Below are 18,886 nucleotides of genomic sequence, written 5' to 3'. Positions count from 1 at the left end.
GATGAATTTAGAAACAATTATTGGTTTAGAGGTTCACGTTGAGTTAAAAACAAATTCGAAAATTTTCTCTGCGAGTCCAACAGAATTCGGAGCGGAGCCAAATACACAAACAAGTGTAATTGACTTAGGATACCCAGGGGTACTTCCTACTTTAAATAAAGAAGCAGTTAACTTTGCAATGAAAGCTGCAATGGCATTAAACTGTGAAATCGCAACGGAAACGAAGTTTGACCGTAAAAACTATTTCTACCCAGATAATCCGAAAGCTTACCAAATTTCTCAATTTGATAAGCCAATCGGTGAAAATGGTTGGATTGAAATCGAAGTAGACGGTAAAAAGAAACGTATCGGTATTACACGTCTTCATTTAGAAGAAGATGCTGGTAAATCAACGCATACAGCTGATGGTTCATTAGTAGACTACAACCGTCAAGGTATGCCTTTAATCGAGATCGTATCTGAGCCAGATATGCGTACGCCAGAAGAAGCATATGCATACTTAGAGAAGTTAAAATCAATCATTCAATACACTGGCGTATCTGATTGTAAGATGGAAGAAGGTTCCTTGCGTTGTGATGCAAACATTTCCCTTCGTCCTGTTGGACAAGAGAAGTTCGGTACAAAAGCGGAACTGAAAAACTTAAACTCATTCACTTACGTACAAAAAGGTCTTGAGCACGAGCAAGTGCGCCAAGAGAAAGAATTGTTATCTGGTGGTATCATCCAACAAGAAACACGTCGTTATGATGAAGCAACGAAGAAAACAATCTTAATGCGTGTGAAAGAGGGATCTGACGATTACCGTTACTTCCCAGAGCCAGACTTAGTTGAACTTTACATTGATGATGAGTGGAAAGAAGAAATTCGTGCTTCGATTCCAGAACTTCCAGATGCACGTAAAGCTCGCTACGTTGCAGAAATTGGCTTACCGGCTTATGATGCACACGTATTAACATTAACGAAAGAGATGTCTGATTTCTTTGAAGCAACTGTTGCAGACGGTGCTGATGCGAAATTAACATCAAACTGGTTAATGGGTGAAGTGCTTGCATACTTAAACAAGCAACAAAAAGAATTAAAAGACGTTGCATTAACGCCTGCTGGTTTATCTAAAATGGTTCAATTAATTGAAAAAGGTACAATTTCTTCTAAAATCGCGAAGAAAGTATTTAACGAATTAATTGAAAAAGGTGGAGACCCAGAAGAAATCGTTAAAGCGAAAGGTCTTGTTCAAATTTCTGACGAGGGTACACTTCGTAAAGTTGTAACAGAAATTCTTGATAACAATGAACAATCTATCGAAGACTTTAAAAACGGTAAAGACCGTGCAATTGGCTTCTTAGTTGGTCAAATTATGAAGGCTACAAAAGGACAAGCAAATCCACCGCTTGTTAACAAAATCTTACTTGAAGAGATTAATAAGCGATAATAGTAATAACTTTTAAAGATTAAGCAGAAAAACACCCGTACATGGGTGTTTTTCTAGGTTAATCAAACGTTTGTTTAAATGAGAGAAGATCATTTAAACAAACGTTTGATTAACTGTCAAAAGTGGAAAAATGTTTGTATAGCAACTATGGTATGATAGTTGCAAAAAGGTGGGAATAATGATAAATCTAGACATAGAGGTTTTTTTTCATCTCATGAAATAATAGATAATTATTATTCGTTATATGTAAATTGTTGTGAGGAAATAGATGGACATAAATTTTTTGTTAAATAAAACAAAACCATTGAAATGAATATTTACTTTTGATGGACTACACGAATCGGGTTCTTACTGCCTGTTTGAGCGGGATAAAAGAAGGATAGGAAGATGAGAGGAGGTAGGCATGGGAATACTGAATAGAAGTTCGGTATGTTCTTTTTTGAAACAATAAAGAAATTTCCTGTGCTAATAAATGATGAAGCGAGCAAGAATTATTTATAATCCTACTTCTGGGCGCGAGCTATTTAAGAAGAGCTTACCGGAAGTATTACAAAAATTAGAACAAGCTGGATATGAAGCGTCTTGTCATGCGACAACTGGTCCTGGCGATGCGACTGTGGCAGCGAGGCAAGCTGCGGATCGTAAGTTTGATGTTGTTATCGCAGCTGGTGGTGATGGTACATTAAATGAAGTGGTGAACGGTTTAGTAGGACATGAACATCGTCCGAAGTTTGGCATTATTCCAGTTGGAACGACAAATGATTTTGCGCGTGCGATTGGTGTACCTCGTGCGATTGAAGAGGCTGCGGATATTATTTGTGAAGGGAAAACAGTTCCGTTAGATCTTGGTAGAGCGAATGATACATATTTCATTAATATCGCTGGTGGCGGCCGTATAACAGAATTAACATATGAAGTACCGAGTAAGCTAAAGACAGTATTAGGCCAACTTGCTTACTATTTAAAAGGGATCGAAATGTTACCATCATTACATCCAACATATGTTGAAATTGAGTATGATGGAAAGATGCTACAAGAAGAAATTACGATGTTTTTAATTACGAATACTCGTTCAGTGGGCGGCTTTGAAAAGGTAGCACCATATGCATCAATTAACGATGGATTATTTGATTTATTAGTACTGAAAAAAGGTTCTATCGCTGACTTAATTAAAGCTGCAACACAAGCGCAGCGTGGTGAACATATTAACAATCCAAAAGTGTTATACACACAAGCAAATCGAATTAAAGTGCATTCACCAGATAAATTAATGATTAACTTAGACGGTGAATACGGTGGAGATGCACCGATGGAATTCGAAAATATATACCATTGTCTGGAACTATTTGTTCCTGAACATCAAGAGGATGCCCTGTAAAGGCATCCTTTTTATTATATAGAGGAATTGTAAATTGGAAGTTAGTTTGATTTTTATGGTATTTTTACAATTCGTTTATGTTATATCCATACTTTATTGATACACTGTAGGAGATAAGAAACGAGAGGTAGTGTGCTATGGAGAAGGTAAAAGCAATATTATTTGATAAAGATGGGACATTAATGGATTTTCATTCAATTTGGATAAAAGTAGCTGAAGAACTGGTGGCAGAATGTATAAATTTATATCAACTTCCAAAGTCAATGCAGCCTACTTTATTAAAAGAAATCGGTGTAGATGGGGTATTTGTGAACCCTCGTAGCGCAATAGCGGCAGGAACAAGCCTTGATGTTGCAAAAGGGCTTTGTAAGTATATTACGTCATCTAAGGAAGAGGAGATGCATGAGTGGGTAAGTGAAAAGTTATTTTCCCTTATGTATGAGCACCGTTCCTATATGAGAATGACGGCGGATTTACCAAGAATTTTACAAAGCTTAAAGGATAGAGGATTTATTTTAGGCGTTGTTACAGCTGATGATTTCGCACCGACAGAATTATTTTTAAAACAGTATCAATTAGAGTCTTATTTTGATTATGTTGTAGCTTCAGATACGTTTCCGGCACAAAAACCAGATAAAAGAATTGTAGAATCGTTTTGTGAAATGTTTCATTTAGAGGCGTGTGAAGTAGCGGTCGTTGGAGATACTCCAACTGATTTACATTTAGCGAAAAATGGCGGCGATTGCTATGCAATTGGAGTACTATCTGGTACAGGGGATCGTCAAACTTTAGAACCACTTGCGGATTTAGTAGTACAATCTGTTGAGGATTTTATTTCTCATTCAGGTGAGTTTATTTGGGAACAAGGAAAGTCTAATGTGCAAGAAAAATAAGTCTATAGGGACTCTTAATGAGTCTTTATAGACTTATTTTTTATGCTGAAATAGAAGGCATATAGGATGAATGCTGGAAAAGAATGTTGGCATACATTTTGCAATGTAAAAAGAAAACAATGTAAAGAAAAGGATGGGGTACGTATGAACACAAAAAAATTTGCTAAAGTAAATGAACAAATTCCTGGACCGAAAGCAGCGTCTTTATTAGAACGCCGCCAAAATATAGTACCAAAAGGAGTAAGTAACGGCATCCCAACGTTTGTACAATCTGCAAGTGGTGCTCTTGTAACAGATGTTGATGGCAATCAGTACATTGATTTCGCGGGAGCAATCGGAACAATAAACGTAGGGCATTGTCATCCAGCTGTTAAAGAGGCGCTCCATAAACAAGTAGATCAATACATTCATACTGGATTTAATGTCATGATGTATGAGCCATATATTGAATTAGCAGAAAAACTTGCAGCATTAGCACCGGGAAGTTTTGATAAGCAAGTACTATTTTTAAATAGTGGTGCAGAAGCAGTTGAGAACGCTGTGAAAATCGCTCGTAAATATACAAAAAGACCTGGTATTATCGCGTTTTCTAAGGGATTCCACGGGCGTACATTAATGACAATGACGATGACAAGTAAAGTAAAACCATATAAATTTGGATTTGGCCCATTTGCGCCTGAAGTCTATAAAGCACCATTCCCGTACGAATATCGCCGCCCAGAAGGATTAACGGAAGAGCAGTATGATGACTTTATGATTGAAGAGTTTAAGAATTTCTTCATATCAGAAGTAGCACCAGAAACAATTGCAGCCGTTGTAATGGAACCTGTTCAAGGAGAAGGCGGATTTATCGTTCCAAGTAAGAAGTTTGTGCAAGAAGTGCGCAATATTTGTTCAGAACACGGCATCCTATTTGTAGCGGATGAAATTCAAACAGGATTTAGTCGTACAGGAAAATATTTTGCCATTGATCATTATGATGTCGTTCCAGATTTAATTACGGTATCTAAATCATTAGGCGCTGGTGTACCGATTAGTGGTGTTATTGGGCGCAAGGAAATTATGAATGAGTCTGCGCCGGGAGAGCTTGGTGGAACGTATGCAGGAAGCCCGCTAGGATGTGCAGCAGCATTGGCAGTACTTGATGTAATAGAGAAAGAGAATTTAAATGATAGAGCGATAGAGTTAGGAAAAGTCGTAATGAACCGATTCGAAGAGATGAAAAATAAATATAATTGCATTGGTGATGTGCGTGGTTTAGGGGCAATGTGTGCATTCGAGCTCGTTCAAGATCGTAAGACGAAAGTACCTGATAAAACGTTAACAGCTAACTTGTGCGCAGAAGCAAACAAACGCGGATTACTTCTACTATCAGCAGGGACATACGGTAATGTTATTCGTGTGTTAATGCCATTAGTTATTACAGATGAGCAACTTGAAGAAGGATTAACAATCATTGAAGAATCATTACAAGTCTGTTATGAGAAAGCAAATACTGCGCATGTTTAAAAGCTAAATAATAAATCGCAAACATTCTAGCTGACTCTATATAAAATGCAGAAAATTCACTTTATAATAAAGGTAGTGAAGTGAATCGATGGATTGGAAGTTAGGGGTGGCTAGGATGGTTGCAGAAAAGGAACGAATGTTAATGGATTTACAAGATGTATTTGAATATGCGTTTGACGAAATTTTTGTAACTGACGAAAAGGGAATCGTTGTGCGTGTAAATAGTACATGTGAAGGGCACTATCAATTAGCTGCTAAAGAGTTAGTAGGTAAGCATGTGAAAGAATTGCAGAAGGATGGTATCTTTTATCCATCGGCAACGTTAGAAGTAATTGAAAAAAAGAGACCGATTGAACTCGTTCAAACGACAAAATCAGGAGAGTATTTACATGTTCGTACAAGGCCTGTTTTTGACGATGAGGGAAATTTAAGAAGAGTAATTAGTTATTCTCGTGATCTTACAGAACTCTACCAATTACGTCAAAAGGTAGAGGAAATGGATAATCAGTTAAAAACATATAAAAAAGAATTAAGAGAAACGTATGAACATGAAGGACTTATTTTTAAAAGTATCGCTATGCAAAAAATAGTCGAGACAATCAAGAAAGTATCCGTGGTAGATAGTACAGTTCTCGTTTTAGGCGAGACAGGAGTAGGGAAGAGTCGATTAGTACGTCATTTACATGAAGTGAGTAACCGGAAGAATGAAAGTTTCTATGAAATTAACTGTGCGGCATTGCCAACGAATTTAATTGAATCAGAGCTTTTTGGATATTCAGGTGGATCTTTTACAGGTGCGAATCGTGAAGGGAAAAAGGGATTATTAGAGTCAGCGCATAGAGGAACTCTTTTCTTAGATGAAATTGGCGAAATGCCGCTTGAAATTCAAGCAAAGCTTTTGCAAGTGTTGCAAGAAAAAACGTTTCGCCCTATAGGCGGAAGGGAATTAAAAAAAGTGGATGTGAGAATTGTAGCAGCAACAAATCGAGATTTAAGTATGATGGTGAAACAGGGAACATTCCGAAAAGATTTATATTATCGTCTGAATGTCATTCCAATTTTAATTCCACCACTCCGGGAAAGAACCGAAGACATTTTGCCACTCATTTATCATTATTTACAGCACTTTAATGAGAAATATGGCCGGAATGTAAAATTAGCACCTAGCACATTGCAAATGTTTGTTGGTTACCCTTGGGAAGGAAATAATAGAGAAATTGAAAATGTAATTGAGCGAATTGTTATAACTGCTGACGATATCGTTACGATAGAAGATTTGCCAATAGCGATGCAAGAATCAACGGTTGAACAGTCCGGTCAAAGTCTCTATAAAATGTTAGAAGAAGTAGAACGGAATATTATTTTGAAAGCATATAAAACATATGGATCGAGTTATAAAGTAGCGGAGTTTTTAAAAATAAGTCAATCTGCTGCCACTAGGAAAATAAAGAAACTTATAGAGGAGGAAGAAAACATTGGATAAAAAAGCGACGTTTGTAAATGTAGAGAAAAAGGCGATGTATATAAATGGTGAGTGGATTACATTGCAAGAACAAATCGAAGTAAATAATCCAGCAACGAAGGAAATATTTGCGACGGTACCAAGGGGCGGAGTAACAGAGGCAAAGCAAGCTGTTGATGCGGCCCATGAAGCTTTTAAATCATGGTCTAAGTTAACAGCAGCAGACCGTGCAGTGAAGTTGAAAAAATGGTTCACACTTATTGATGAAAATAAAGAAGAGATTGCAGCGATCATGACGAGAGAACAAGGAAAGCCGTTTGCAGAAGCACTTGGTGAAGTGAATTATGCAAATAGCTTTGTTGAATGGTATGCAGAAGAAGGCAAACGCGTATACGGTGAAATGATTCCTGCTTCTCATCCGAATAAGCGTATTTTAGTTATGAAGCAACCAGTTGGAGTTATGGCAGCTATTACACCTTGGAATTTCCCTGCTGCTATGATTACGAGAAAGGTAGCCCCGGCGCTTGCAGCAGGATGTACAGCAGTTGTAAAGCCTGCAAGTCAAACGCCGTTAACTGCGTTGAAACTAGCTGAATTAGCTCATGAAGCGGACATTCCAAAAGGCGTAATAAATATTGTAACAGGCAGTGCGAAAGCAATTGCTGATACGTGGATGGAAGATGGACGTGTTCGAAAGGTTTCCTTTACAGGATCAACGGAAATTGGGAAAGAATTAATGGCTAGTGCTGCACAAACGATGAAAAAGGTTTCACTTGAATTAGGTGGTCACGCGCCGTTTATTGTTATGAACGATGCGGACTTAGATAAAGCGGTAGAGGCGGTAATCGGTTCGAAATTCCGTAACGCAGGACAAACGTGTATATGTACAAACCGAGTATTTGTTCAGGAAGAAGTGTATGAAGTATTTGCAGAGAAGTTTCAAAAGGCAGTAGGGCAGTTGAAAGTAGGAGATGGTTTCGGTGACGGAACGACTGTAGGACCACTTATTGACGAGAATGCAGTTTCGAAAGTACAGGAACATATCGAAGATGCTATCCAACAGGGTGGAACAGTTTTATTTGGTGGTCAAAAGGTTGCAGAGCTAGATGGACACTTTATGCAACCAACTGTAATTGGATTGGCGAATGATACGATGCTTTGTATGAATGAAGAAACATTCGGACCAGTGGCACCAGTTGCGAAATTTAAAACGGTTGAAGAAGTAATCGAACGTGCAAATAATACACCATATGGTTTAGCTGCATATATTTTTACAAAAGATATTAGTCAAGCATTCCAAATTAGTGAAGCATTAGAGTACGGCATTATCGGATTAAATGATGGTCTTCCATCAGTTGCACAAGCACCGTTCGGTGGCTTTAAAGAGAGTGGTATTGGCCGCGAAGGAGGCCATTTCGGTATCGAAGAATATTTAGAAATTAAATATATTTCATTAGGACTATAAGTAGTATACTAGAATCTCTATAAGGTAACAGAGAAGGAGATTCTAGTATGGTATATTGGCTATTATTACTCGTAACAATTATTTTTGAAGTAGCTGGAACAATTGCGATGAAATTATCGAATGGTTTAACAAAGCTCGTTCCAAGTGTACTGATTTTCGTATTTTATGGAATTTGTTTCAGCGTATTTGCTATCGTTGTCAAAAAAATTCATTTAAGTATCGCTTATGCCATTTGGTCTGGCGTAGGAACATTACTTATTACAATCATTAGCGTGTATTTCTTTAAAGAGCACATTAGCTTATTCCAAGCATTTTGTATTCTCTTTATCGTTTTAGGAGTAATTGGACTTAAGGTTTCATCGGCATCATAAAAGGCTATCTTCCGATGTGGAAGATAGCCTTTTATTTGTATTAAAATGCCCAGTTACCTTTACGGAAGATTGGTTCATGTCTTCCATCATCTGTAATACCATCGATATCAAGCTCGGCTGATCCGATCATGAAGTCGTTATGTGTAATACTAGTATTTGCTCCGTTTTCAGCAAGTTCTTCTTTAGACATTGTTTTTCCGCCAACTAAGTTGAAAGCATAAGCACTTCCGATTGCAAGGTGGCAAGATGCGTTTTCATCAAATAGCGTATTGTAGAATAAAATATTTGTGTTTGAAATTGGTGAGTCATGAGGTACTAAAGCCACTTCTCCTAAGAAGTGAGAACCTTCATCTGTTTCTACTAAATGTTTTAAAGCTTCTTCACCAGTTTCAGCTTTATAGTCTACGATACGTCCGTTTTCAAATGTTAACGTGAAATTATCGATAATGTTACCTGCAAATGCTAACGGTTTTGTGCTAGATACTTGACCGTTTACACCTGTTTTAAGTGGCATTGTAAATACTTCTTCAGTTGGAATGTTCGCCATAAATGGTACGTTCTTTTCATTTAAGCTACCAGCACCAGCCCATACATGCTTTTCTGGAAGTTCGATTGTTAAATCTGTTCCAGGACCTGTATAGTGAAGAGCTTTATAATGCTTTTCGTTTAAGTAATCAACTTTTGTATGTAACGTTTCATCGTGTTCTTTCCATGCTTCCACAGGATTTTCTAAATCAGCACGAGTAGCTTTGAAAATAGCATCCCATAGTTTTGCTTCCTGTTCTTCTGGTGCAACGTCAGGGAATACTTTCGCAGCCCATTCTTTCGTAGGAACAGAAATGACACACCAGCTTACTTTATCAGCTTGTACGTAATCACGGTATACTTTCATTGCTTCACCAGCTACTTTATGAGCTGTTGCGATACGCGTTGCTTCTACACCTTTTAATAAATCTGGGTTTTCTGCATAAATAGACATAAATGCAGCGCCTTCTTTTGCTAATTCTTCACGAGCGCGTGCTTTCCAAGATGGGAACTCAGCGAATGCTTCTTCAGGAGCTAGATCGAACTTTAAGCGTGTTAACGTCTCATCATTCCAATCCACATATACGTGTTTTGCACCAGATTTATATGCTTTTTCTGTAACAAGGCGTACAAATTGTACAGCTTCAAGAGGTGCACTAATTGATAATGTTTGTCCTGGTTGAATATTAACACCAACATTGACTGCAAGAGCAGCATATTTCTCTAACGTTTGTTCAAATGACATATGTATAATCTCCTTTAATTTGAAAGATTTCTTACTATATATAATACAAGAAAATTCAAAAAATATATATAAATATAGCGTAAAAAGAGAGCTCAAAATATATTGAGCTCTCATCGTTATTTAATCGAAGAAGCAAATTGTTCTACAGTCGTCGAATTGTGTATGCGAACACGCTTCATTTTTAACAACTCATCGGGTTCACCTTTTGTGATGAACTTTCCGGGTTTTGTTGTCGTCGCAAATTGATAATATTTTTTCGTTTCTGCAACGACTTTATCATCTACATGACCGAATGGATAAGCAACTGCGATAACGGGCTTACCTGTTATTTTTTCTAGCTTTTCTTTCGATCCCTTTAATTCTTCTTCATAGTTTGTAATCTTCGGTAAGTCTGCATGCGTTGCAGTATGAGATTGCATGGAGAAAATGCCGGAATCAACCATTTCTTTTATGTCAGATGTAGACAGTGATCCTTCTACATCAACGTTATCAACAATCATATATTCTGTTGCTGTTGGTTTAAACGTATCGTTTTTTAGCTTTTGCAAAATATGAAATGCATTCATATTATTTTTCATACCGTCATCAAATGTAACAAAGATAGGTTTATTCACTTTATTTATATCGCCCCAGCGTTCAAAAGTTAGTAATGTATAATCATTGTCTTTTAAATATTTCATTTGGGCTTCGAAGTTAGCGGGGGATACGAATAAATCTTTAATGCCTTGTCCGTGATAATCATCGATTGCATGGTACATAAGAACGGGAACCTTTTGCTCGAAAGTAATAGCAGATTTTGTGAGCGGAATGGTTTTCCCATCTTCTTTCATTCCTATTGCTTCAATTTGAAACTCACCGCGTTTTCCTTCAAATTCTTTTATGTCAAAAGGCATTGTAAACTGTTTATCCTTTTCTTTAGAAGAAAAAGATTTAGTGTGTTCCTTTCCGTCAGCTGTGCGCCAAATTTTATATTGTACCTCAGTTAAAGTATCCTTTATATCTGTCATATGAATAGTAGTATTTGTAGATTCATGTGTAATTGGAGTATAAGAAATTTTACCTTGTTCTTGTACAGTCACTTCTTGTTTCTTAGTCTCTTGAACCTTTTTCTCTTTTTTAGGTTCAGGACTTACGTTGCTACTGTTACAGCCAGCTAAAATGGCAGACGTACATAAAGCGATTGCTGCGTATTTTTTCATAAAATCACCTTCTATTGTGTATTATGTTGCATGCTTATATTTAAAATCCCCACCGCTGTTAGAGAGGTGGGGACATACCCTTGTTCATCATATCATTTGAGGAAAATGGATGGAATGAGAAAAGTAACAATAGATAAAAAAATCACCTTACTTCAACGAGTAAGGTGATTTTTTATTAAATAAACAATCCAGCGATTGTTGCAGATAAAATAGAAGCAAGTGTTGATGCAAATAGCATTTTCCAACCAAATTTAGAAACGATGCTTCCTTGTTTTTCAGAAAGGGCACGGATTGTACCTACAATCGCACCAATTTGGCTAATACTTGCGAAGCTAATTAAGAATACTGTAACGATTCCAACTGTACGTGGAGATAATGTTGCTGCAACATCTTTTAAATCAAGAATTGCTACAAACTCGTTTAATACAATCTTCGTACCCATAATACCACCAGCTGGGATAATATCTTGAGTTGGAATACCCATTAAGAACGCGAATGGAGAAAGTATATAACCGAAGATTTGTTGTAAAGTAACAGCATATCCCATTGCACCTGAAGCGGCACTAATTACGTAGTTTACAACTTCCATCACACCGATGAAGGCAATCATTAATGCGGCAACGATACCAGCTACTTTTAAACCATCAAGCGCACCGTTAATCATTGCGCCGATAAAGCTGTCTCCGAATAAAGTTCTATCAAATTTTTGAATCACTTCATCTTCTTTCTTCGTATCAACTGGTGTTAATAGCGAACAAACGATCAAGCTTGAGAATAAGTTTAGCGGAAGAGCTGCTAGTACATATTTCGCATCTAGCATCATTACGTATGATGCTGTAACAGAAGCAGAAACGGAACTCATCGCAGAACAACAAATGATAAACATACGGTTTTTATTGAAATGCTGTAAATCGTTTTTAATAACGATTAACGCTTCACTTGAACCGAAGAATACAGAGTTTACTGCGTGGAATGACTCGACGCGTGGTAAACCAGTAATTTTTGAAATGGCACCGCCGACAACGCGAACGATGAATGGTAAAACACCTAAATAACTAAAGATAGAAAGTAGTGCTGAGAAAAATACGATAATTAATAGTACGTTTAAGAAAAAGACAAAATCTCTTTGAATTCCATTAAAGAGAAAATCGACACCTGTCGTACCAAGTTTAATTAGTTTGTTGAAAACTTTACCAATGAAAATAATGATTTGTTGACCAATCTTTGTGCCAAACATAAACCAACCGATTAAAATTTGAAAACCAATCATAATAGCAATTGCACGGAAGTTGATTTTACTTCTATTGTTTGACAAAGCAAAGCATAAACCTAAAACGACAAGAATACCGATAATGCTCATTACATATTGCATGTAGTTGCCCCTTTCAGAAGTTCGTATAAAGTTTGTACATAAAACGCTCGTTATATTACTAAAAATAAAACAAAGAGGTTTTATGTCATACGTAAGATGTCTGACCTTTTAGAAAAATAAAAATAAAAAAAGACCCATATGGATTCACTTTCATCTATGAGAGAAAGCTAATCAATATGAGTCTTTTTTTGCACATAGGCTAATATTCATTAGTTTTCCCCATAGTCCAGCAATTTAAGGTTGCCGGGTAGAAACTCTCGATCCATATTATCGAATATATATGAGGTAACATCGTCCGTATTAAATTAGTAGTAGCGTAACATTAACAGAGAACTATCGTCAATAGCTTTTTTTCTTCCGATAGAAATAGACCATATAAGTATGATAAAATGTAACGCAGTGTTATGAAAAAGAGAGGTCGGAAAATGAGTACAAAAATGACGCCACCAGTTGAGAAAAACGAGTTTATAGATGTAGTATTTGAAGATTTAACACATGATGGTGCCGGTGTTGCGAAAGTAAAGGGCTATCCTATTTTCGTTAAAAACGGATTACCAGGTGAAGAAGCACAAATTAAAATTATTAAAGTGAAGAAAAACTTCGCATTCGGTCGTTTAATGAAACTTCATACAGAAAGCCCATATCGTAAAGATGCAGAATGCCCAGTGTACAATCAGTGCGGCGGTTGTCAGCTTCAGCACTTAACATATGAAGGACAATTACAAGCGAAAGAAAAACAAGTACGTGACGTTATGCAGCGTATTGGCGGATTAAGCGATGTTCCTGTGCACCCTGTACTTGGCATGAAGAACCCATGGGTATACCGTAACAAAGCACAAGTACCAATTGGCGAACGTGAAGGTGGACTTGTCGCTGGTTTCTATCGCCAAGGAACACATGACATCATTAATATGGAATCATGTTTAATTCAGGCTGAAGAAAACGATACATTAATCCAGGAAGTAAAACGTATTTGTGAAAAACACGGTATTTCGGCATATAACGAAGAACGTAATAAAGGAACACTTCGTCATGTAATGGCTCGTTACGGACAAGTAACAGGGGAAATTATGCTTGTCTTTATTACTCGTACAGCAGAATTACCAAACAAGAAAGCAATCATTGAAGAAATTGCTGCAAAATTCCCAGAAGTAAAATCGATTGTTCAAAACGTAAACACGAAACGTACAAACGTAATCTTCGGAGACACAACGACAGTACTGTACGGATCAGAATATATTTATGACTTTATCGGTGACATTAAATTTGCAATTTCAGCACGTTCATTCTATCAAGTAAATCCAGAACAAACGAAAGTGCTATACGATAAAACGTTAGAATACGCAAAACTAGATGGCAACGAAACAGTAATTGATGCCTATTGCGGAATTGGATCAATCTCCTTATTCTTAGCGCAAAAAGCGAAAAAAGTGTACGGCGTTGAAATCGTTCCGGAAGCAATCGAAGACGCAAACCGAAACGCAGCACTAAACAACATGACAAACGCTGAATTTGGCGTAGGAGAAGCAGAAGTAGTCATTCCAAAATGGTACAAAGAAGGCGTAATCGCTGACACAATGGTCGTAGATCCACCGCGTAAAGGTTGTGATGAGGCACTACTAAACACAATCATCGACATGAAACCGAAACGCGTCGTATACGTATCATGTAACCCAGCAACATTAGCACGTGACTTAAAAGTACTAGAAGAAGGCGGATATAAAACGCAGGAAGTACAACCTGTTGATATGTTCCCGCATACGACTCATGTAGAGTGTGTAGCTTGGCTGAAGTTGGTATAATAGGAAAGCAGTTGATATAGGAAAATCTATACCATCTGCTTTTTGGTTTATTGAGAGTTTGAAATTGCATTCATATTGAGAGGATTTGAATTTGAAATGATAGATAATTTTTGGCGTGATTTACCACGACCATTTTTCGTACTTGCACCAATGGAAGATGTGACAGACGTTGTTTTCCGTCACGTAGTAAGTGAAGCTGGTCGCCCAGACGTATTCTTCACAGAGTTCACAAACTCGGATAGTTATTGTCATCCAGAAGGTATGAAAAGTGTACGTGGCCGTTTAATTTTTACAGAAGATGAACAACCAATCGTGGCACATATTTGGGGAGATAATCCTGAATATTTCCGTCAAATGAGTATTGGTATGGCAGAGTTAGGATTTAAAGGCATCGATATTAACATGGGTTGCCCTGTACCAAACGTAGCATCAAGAGGAAAAGGTAGTGGCCTTATTCTACGTCCAGACGTTGCGGCAGAACTTATTCAAGCAGCAAAAGCGGGCGGATTACCTGTCAGCGTAAAAACACGACTTGGCTTTAAAGAGTTAAGCGAATGGGAAGATTGGTTAACGCATATTTTCAAACAAGATATCGCAAACCTTTCTATTCACTTACGTACAAGAGAAGAAATGAGCCAAGTGGATGCGCATTGGGAACTAATTCCGGAAATTAAAAAATTACGTGACCGTATTGCACCAAATACGCTAATAACAATTAACGGCGACATTCTTGACCGTAAAATGGGACTGGAACTTGCTGAAAAATACGGCATTGATGGTGTTATGATCGGACGAGGTATCTTTAAAAATCCATTTGCTTTCGAAAAAGAGCCAAGAGAGCATAGCAGTAAAGAACATCTAGATCTTTTAAGACTACAACTTGATCTTCAAGATCAATATGCAGAAGTATTACCACGCTCCATCACAGGACTACATCGCTTCTTCAAAATTTATGTAAAAGGCTTCCCTGGAGCTGCTGAACTAAGAAATCAATTAATGAGCACAAAATCAACTGATGAAGTACGGGCATTACTTGATAAGTTTGAGGCGAGTGTGAATGTGGTAGAAGGTAGTGAAACGGTGTAACTTTTGAAAGTTACACTGTTTCATTTTAATTAAGGTGAATCGTATATTCTATTCTATGTAAAAACACGAGCAAGAAAAGAATGCAGGAGAAAATCGAAAGTGGTAGGTTGATCTGGATTTTCAATGATAGTATCATGTTTATTTATTATGCCTATAATTGGAGGCGATGTGAATGTTAAGTGATCAGGCGAGATATTCTAGGCTCGCGAATATAACAAAAATAATAAATACAAAATTAGAACTACGTGAAGTATTACAGCGTGTAACAATGGCGATATCAGAGGAGATTGTTAAGTGTAACTCTGTTGGAATTTATTTACCCCAGGAAGATGGAACCTTTAGAGGATTTGCAGGAAAACCAGAGACCATAAATGGCGTAACGCTCGACACTCAGGTAATTGATCCTGAAATAGACTTACTGGCAAAAGAAGTTATTGAAACAAAAAAAACGATTTATATCCCTGATACATCAGAGGATAATCGACCGGATTCGAGACCAGTTGCTGCGTTCAAAATTAAGTCCTTATTAGCTCTGCCCATCTCATTTGAGCAAGAGTTATTTGGTTTGGTTTTTTTATTTGATTATGGAGTTCCAATGAACTTAACAGATTCAGAAATCCAAAGTGTTGAAGCTTATGTAAATATGGCGGCGGTCGCAATTCAAAATGCGAATAATTTAGCACAAAAGGAAAACCTTATTGCAGAGAAGCAGCTGTTACTAAATGTTACCCGTGATTTATCAATGTGTTCCTCGATACAGGAGAGTTTTGATAAATGTTTTTTTTACTTAGGACAGATTTTAGAGAGTAAAAACATGGTAGCCCACCTTTTAGACCCCCTAGACAAAACAATGATTAAAACAACGAAGTTAAGCAAGGACTGTGGTTGGACAGAAGCGGATTGGATGGAGAAAAGCTATGAAGCCAAGATCCAAGAGGTTATCCAAACAAAAAATATAGATAGTAAGGGTCTACTGATGATTCCATTGGTTTCAATGGGAGAAATATTAGGGGTAATTGTTGTTGGCAAAGAGGGAAAAGCTCACAATTATGATAACTCCAAAATACAACTGGCAAAATCTATCGTTGATGCAACAGCGCCTACGTTTTCAAACTTGTTATATATGGATCGGCTTGAAAGCATGGTGGAAGAGCGAACGAGAGAACTAGCTGTTGCTAATGAAAAAGTTACGAGTGTGATTGAAAGTATTACGGATGGATTCTTTACTTTAAATAATACATGGGAATTTACGTACGTAAATAAGCATCAATATTTTCCGCAAAGAAAAACAGCAAAAGATGTATTAGGCAAGAATATATGGGAGATTTTCCCGAGTAGCGTTGACGAAGTCATGTATAAGGAACTTCATCGTGTAATGTCAGAGCGAACTACAGTATATTTTGAATTTTTTTCTACTCCTGATGAATATTGGCACGAAGTTATTGCATATCCGTATGATGATGGTATTTGTTGTATTTTTAAAAACATAACGGAAAAAAAGCAATATGAGCAGGAATTGAAAAGGTTATCCAACATAGATTTAATAGGGCAAATGGCAGCTGGTATTAGTCATGAGATTAGAAATCCAATGACAACAGTACGAGGATTTTTGCAGTTATTAAAAGAAGAGACCGCCTATGAGAAACATAATAAGCACTTTAATTTAATGATTGAAGAACTTGACCGTGCCAATTCTATTATCACTGAATTTCTCGCAATGGGTAATACAAGGAAATCGGATTTGCAGATGTTAGATTTAAATTCAATTATCCGCGATATTATTCCTTTAATAAAGATTGATACGCATAATCAAAATAAATATATTCAAGTCGATACAAATGACATTCCGGAATTGCTTTTAAATCGTAATGAGATACGGCAATTATTAATAAACTTATACCGTAATGGCTTAGAAGCGATGGATACAGAGAAAGTTCTAACCATTAGCACCTACAAAGAAGATCGAGATTGTGTGGTGCTTGCAGTGCGTGATCAAGGAAATGGTATCAGGCCTGAAGTATTAGAGAAACTGGGTACTCCATTTTACACGACCAAAGATAATGGAACAGGATTGGGATTAGGTATATGTTATGCCATTGCTGCCCGTCATAATGCAAAAATAGAAATTCAAACAGGATCGGAAGGCACGACCTTTTTTGTTAAATTTAATTATGAAAATAATAAAAAATAAACTTATTTAGATTAGTTTTGTTGAACTGTACCACAAATATTCATATTTGAGTTGCATAAAAAAATGGACAAATTTATATCAGGTTTGTCCATTTTCAATTGTGTTAATTAATAGTGAATTCCCAACAGAGGTTTCGTTCAGCATCTTTAGAATCAATTAAATAATTCAATATTGATCTTTTCCCATATTAACTCTAGTATCAGTATCATTTAATTGGAAGAAAATATGAAATGAAAATACCTAAACAGCATATGTTGCGGTTTTAAAATCATCCCTACACGCATTAATCCACCTAAGACTACAAAACCTCCCCCTAAAATGTTAAAGTAGTAACTTAACGACATTCATTTATACATGCTAAAAGCATTACTATAATCAACATTTCAGGAGGCAAAACAATGGCAATGAGCAACAATGATATATTAAAAAGAGTAAGGTACGCTTTAGATATAAGAGATATAGATATGGTAGAAATCTTTAAACTTGGTGGTATGGAAGTAACGAAAGAAGACGTAGTTGATATGCTTACAAAAATAAAGAGAGCGCCTCAGCATGAAGCTGAAAATGATGATGTGGCTGAAGATGAGTACGTAAAAACATGCGATATGATGATGTTAGAGGCATTTTTCAATGGATTTATTACTTTAAAAAGAGGGAAGCAAGATCCGAAACCAGGACAACCGGCACCTGTACAAAGCAAAGAGAGTGCGAATAACCTTCTGCTAAAGAAAATGAAAATCGCACTATCTTTAACGAGTGAGGATGTACTTGATATATTAGATAGCGTAGGCGTTACGGTAACTAAGGGAGAACTAGGCGCTCTATTAAGAAAGAAAGGCCATAAAAATTACAAAGAGTGTGGCGATAGATATGCAAGGAACTTCATTAAGGGATTAGGTGTAAAGTATAGAGGGTAATGAGTTTGTTAAAGCAGCAAATGGTATAATAGGTAGAGTAGGGCGTTTGTGTCCTATTCTTTTTTTATCTTTTTCGGCAAGAAGACTCCATCTGATTTGTGTTACGGGTGAAACCCAACAATTCAGGTGGAGATGAATTGCCGTCAGTCAATAAGGCTGAACTCTTTTGTTTCGCTTATAACAATTTTCCCAGGGGGAATGTTTGTTTCTTTTTGTCTTACGATATGTCGGAAATAAGCAGGGAATAGATCGTAAGACAACGAAATTGGATAATCATAATCATTTTGTTACTTGAGCCAATAGGAATTGCGAGGAAGACTAATTTTGCATTGCGTTCTAAATATTGATTTGTCAAAAGTGATGAATTTTCTAAGAAAGGTGGTGAAAACGATGGTTAGAAAGAAAGCGGTGAAAGTGTTACGTAAACAAAAGAAAAGAGAAAACATGCAACGATTCACGCAGAAACAAAATATCGGACGAGCTTGTCTCACGGCTAAAGAATTCCGCTTACTGCAACGTATGTCACATAGTTCCAAAGCGTT

14 protein-coding genes and 1 riboswitch are annotated in these 18,886 nt (G+C 36.9%); of the genes, 11 read left to right on the top strand and 3 right to left on the bottom strand.

Annotation, left to right across the window (positions count from 1 at the left end; all coding sequences use genetic code 11):
* Position 1 precedes the first annotated feature (1 nt).
* The 7 genes from gatB to FOT98_RS14770 all read left to right on the top strand — a co-directional run bounded on the left by gatB (position 2) and on the right by FOT98_RS14770 (position 8,507).
* Positions 2-1,429, top strand: a complete 1,428-nt coding sequence (gene gatB / locus FOT98_RS14800) for an Asp-tRNA(Asn)/Glu-tRNA(Gln) amidotransferase subunit GatB (protein ID WP_046958896.1) — start codon at positions 2-4, stop codon at positions 1,427-1,429.
* A 472-nt stretch (positions 1,430-1,901) separates the two neighbouring features.
* The gene (locus tag FOT98_RS14795; RefSeq protein ID WP_061679429.1) at positions 1,902-2,807 is read left to right on the top strand and encodes a diacylglycerol kinase; all 906 of its coding nucleotides are present in this window, start codon (positions 1,902-1,904) and stop codon (positions 2,805-2,807) included.
* A 137-nt stretch (positions 2,808-2,944) separates the two neighbouring features.
* Positions 2,945-3,700: an HAD family hydrolase gene (locus FOT98_RS14790; RefSeq protein WP_063262712.1), complete on the top strand. Its 756-nt coding sequence runs from the start codon at positions 2,945-2,947 to the stop codon at positions 3,698-3,700.
* Between the two features lie 144 nt (positions 3,701-3,844).
* Entirely contained in the window at positions 3,845-5,209 is a 1,365-nt protein-coding gene (gene gabT / locus FOT98_RS14785) for a 4-aminobutyrate--2-oxoglutarate transaminase (protein ID WP_063262807.1), read from the top strand.
* Between the two features lie 115 nt (positions 5,210-5,324).
* Complete coding sequence (locus FOT98_RS14780) at positions 5,325-6,692, top strand: sigma-54 interaction domain-containing protein (RefSeq protein WP_063262713.1); 1,368 nt, start codon at positions 5,325-5,327, stop codon at positions 6,690-6,692.
* The gene (gene gabD, locus FOT98_RS14775; protein ID WP_061679425.1) at positions 6,685-8,136 is read left to right on the top strand and encodes an NADP-dependent succinate-semialdehyde dehydrogenase; all 1,452 of its coding nucleotides are present in this window, start codon (positions 6,685-6,687) and stop codon (positions 8,134-8,136) included. The genes FOT98_RS14780 and gabD overlap by 8 nt, the downstream gene beginning before the upstream one ends.
* A gap of 47 nt (positions 8,137-8,183) precedes the next feature.
* A complete protein-coding gene (locus tag FOT98_RS14770; RefSeq protein ID WP_000263262.1) occupies positions 8,184-8,507 on the top strand; it encodes a DMT family transporter in 324 nt (107 codons plus the stop codon).
* Positions 8,508-8,547: 40 nt separating this feature from the next.
* On the opposite strand, the gene FOT98_RS14765 is transcribed toward FOT98_RS14770, so the two are convergent.
* The 3 genes from FOT98_RS14765 to FOT98_RS14755 all read right to left on the bottom strand — a co-directional run bounded on the left by FOT98_RS14765 (position 8,548) and on the right by FOT98_RS14755 (position 12,348).
* Complete coding sequence (locus tag FOT98_RS14765) at positions 8,548-9,777, bottom strand: aminopeptidase (RefSeq protein WP_061679424.1); 1,230 nt, start codon at positions 9,775-9,777, stop codon at positions 8,548-8,550.
* Between the two features lie 116 nt (positions 9,778-9,893).
* Positions 9,894-10,976 (bottom strand): polysaccharide deacetylase family protein, encoded by a 1,083-nt coding sequence (locus tag FOT98_RS14760; RefSeq protein WP_061679423.1) that lies wholly within the window; start codon positions 10,974-10,976, stop codon positions 9,894-9,896.
* Between the two features lie 175 nt (positions 10,977-11,151).
* On the bottom strand, positions 11,152-12,348 hold the full coding sequence (locus FOT98_RS14755) for a NupC/NupG family nucleoside CNT transporter (protein WP_063262714.1): 1,197 nt from the start codon (positions 12,346-12,348) through the stop codon (positions 11,152-11,154).
* 202 nt (positions 12,349-12,550) lie between these two features.
* Positions 12,551-12,652, bottom strand: a riboswitch (purine riboswitch).
* A gap of 121 nt (positions 12,653-12,773) precedes the next feature.
* Between FOT98_RS14755 and rlmD the strand changes: the two genes are divergently transcribed.
* The 4 genes from rlmD to FOT98_RS14735 all read left to right on the top strand — a co-directional run bounded on the left by rlmD (position 12,774) and on the right by FOT98_RS14735 (position 18,344).
* On the top strand, positions 12,774-14,150 hold the full coding sequence (rlmD, locus tag FOT98_RS14750) for a 23S rRNA (uracil(1939)-C(5))-methyltransferase RlmD (protein ID WP_048529384.1): 1,377 nt from the start codon (positions 12,774-12,776) through the stop codon (positions 14,148-14,150).
* Between the two features lie 96 nt (positions 14,151-14,246).
* The gene (locus FOT98_RS14745) at positions 14,247-15,236 is read left to right on the top strand and encodes a tRNA dihydrouridine synthase (RefSeq protein ID WP_063262715.1); all 990 of its coding nucleotides are present in this window, start codon (positions 14,247-14,249) and stop codon (positions 15,234-15,236) included.
* Positions 15,237-15,408: 172 nt separating this feature from the next.
* Positions 15,409-17,427, top strand: a complete 2,019-nt coding sequence (locus tag FOT98_RS14740) for a GAF domain-containing sensor histidine kinase (RefSeq protein ID WP_063262716.1) — start codon at positions 15,409-15,411, stop codon at positions 17,425-17,427.
* A gap of 398 nt (positions 17,428-17,825) precedes the next feature.
* Positions 17,826-18,344, top strand: coding sequence for a YehS family protein (locus tag FOT98_RS14735; protein ID WP_063262717.1), 519 nt, complete (start codon positions 17,826-17,828; stop codon positions 18,342-18,344).
* The last annotated feature ends 542 nt before the right edge of the window (positions 18,345-18,886 follow it).

The sequence above is a fragment of the Bacillus sp. HY001 genome, assembly GCF_007558965.1.
In the GTDB taxonomy this organism is placed as follows: Bacteria; Bacillota; Bacilli; order Bacillales; family Bacillaceae_G; genus Bacillus_A; species Bacillus_A mobilis.
This window is presented reverse-complemented; position numbering and strand designations above follow the sequence as displayed.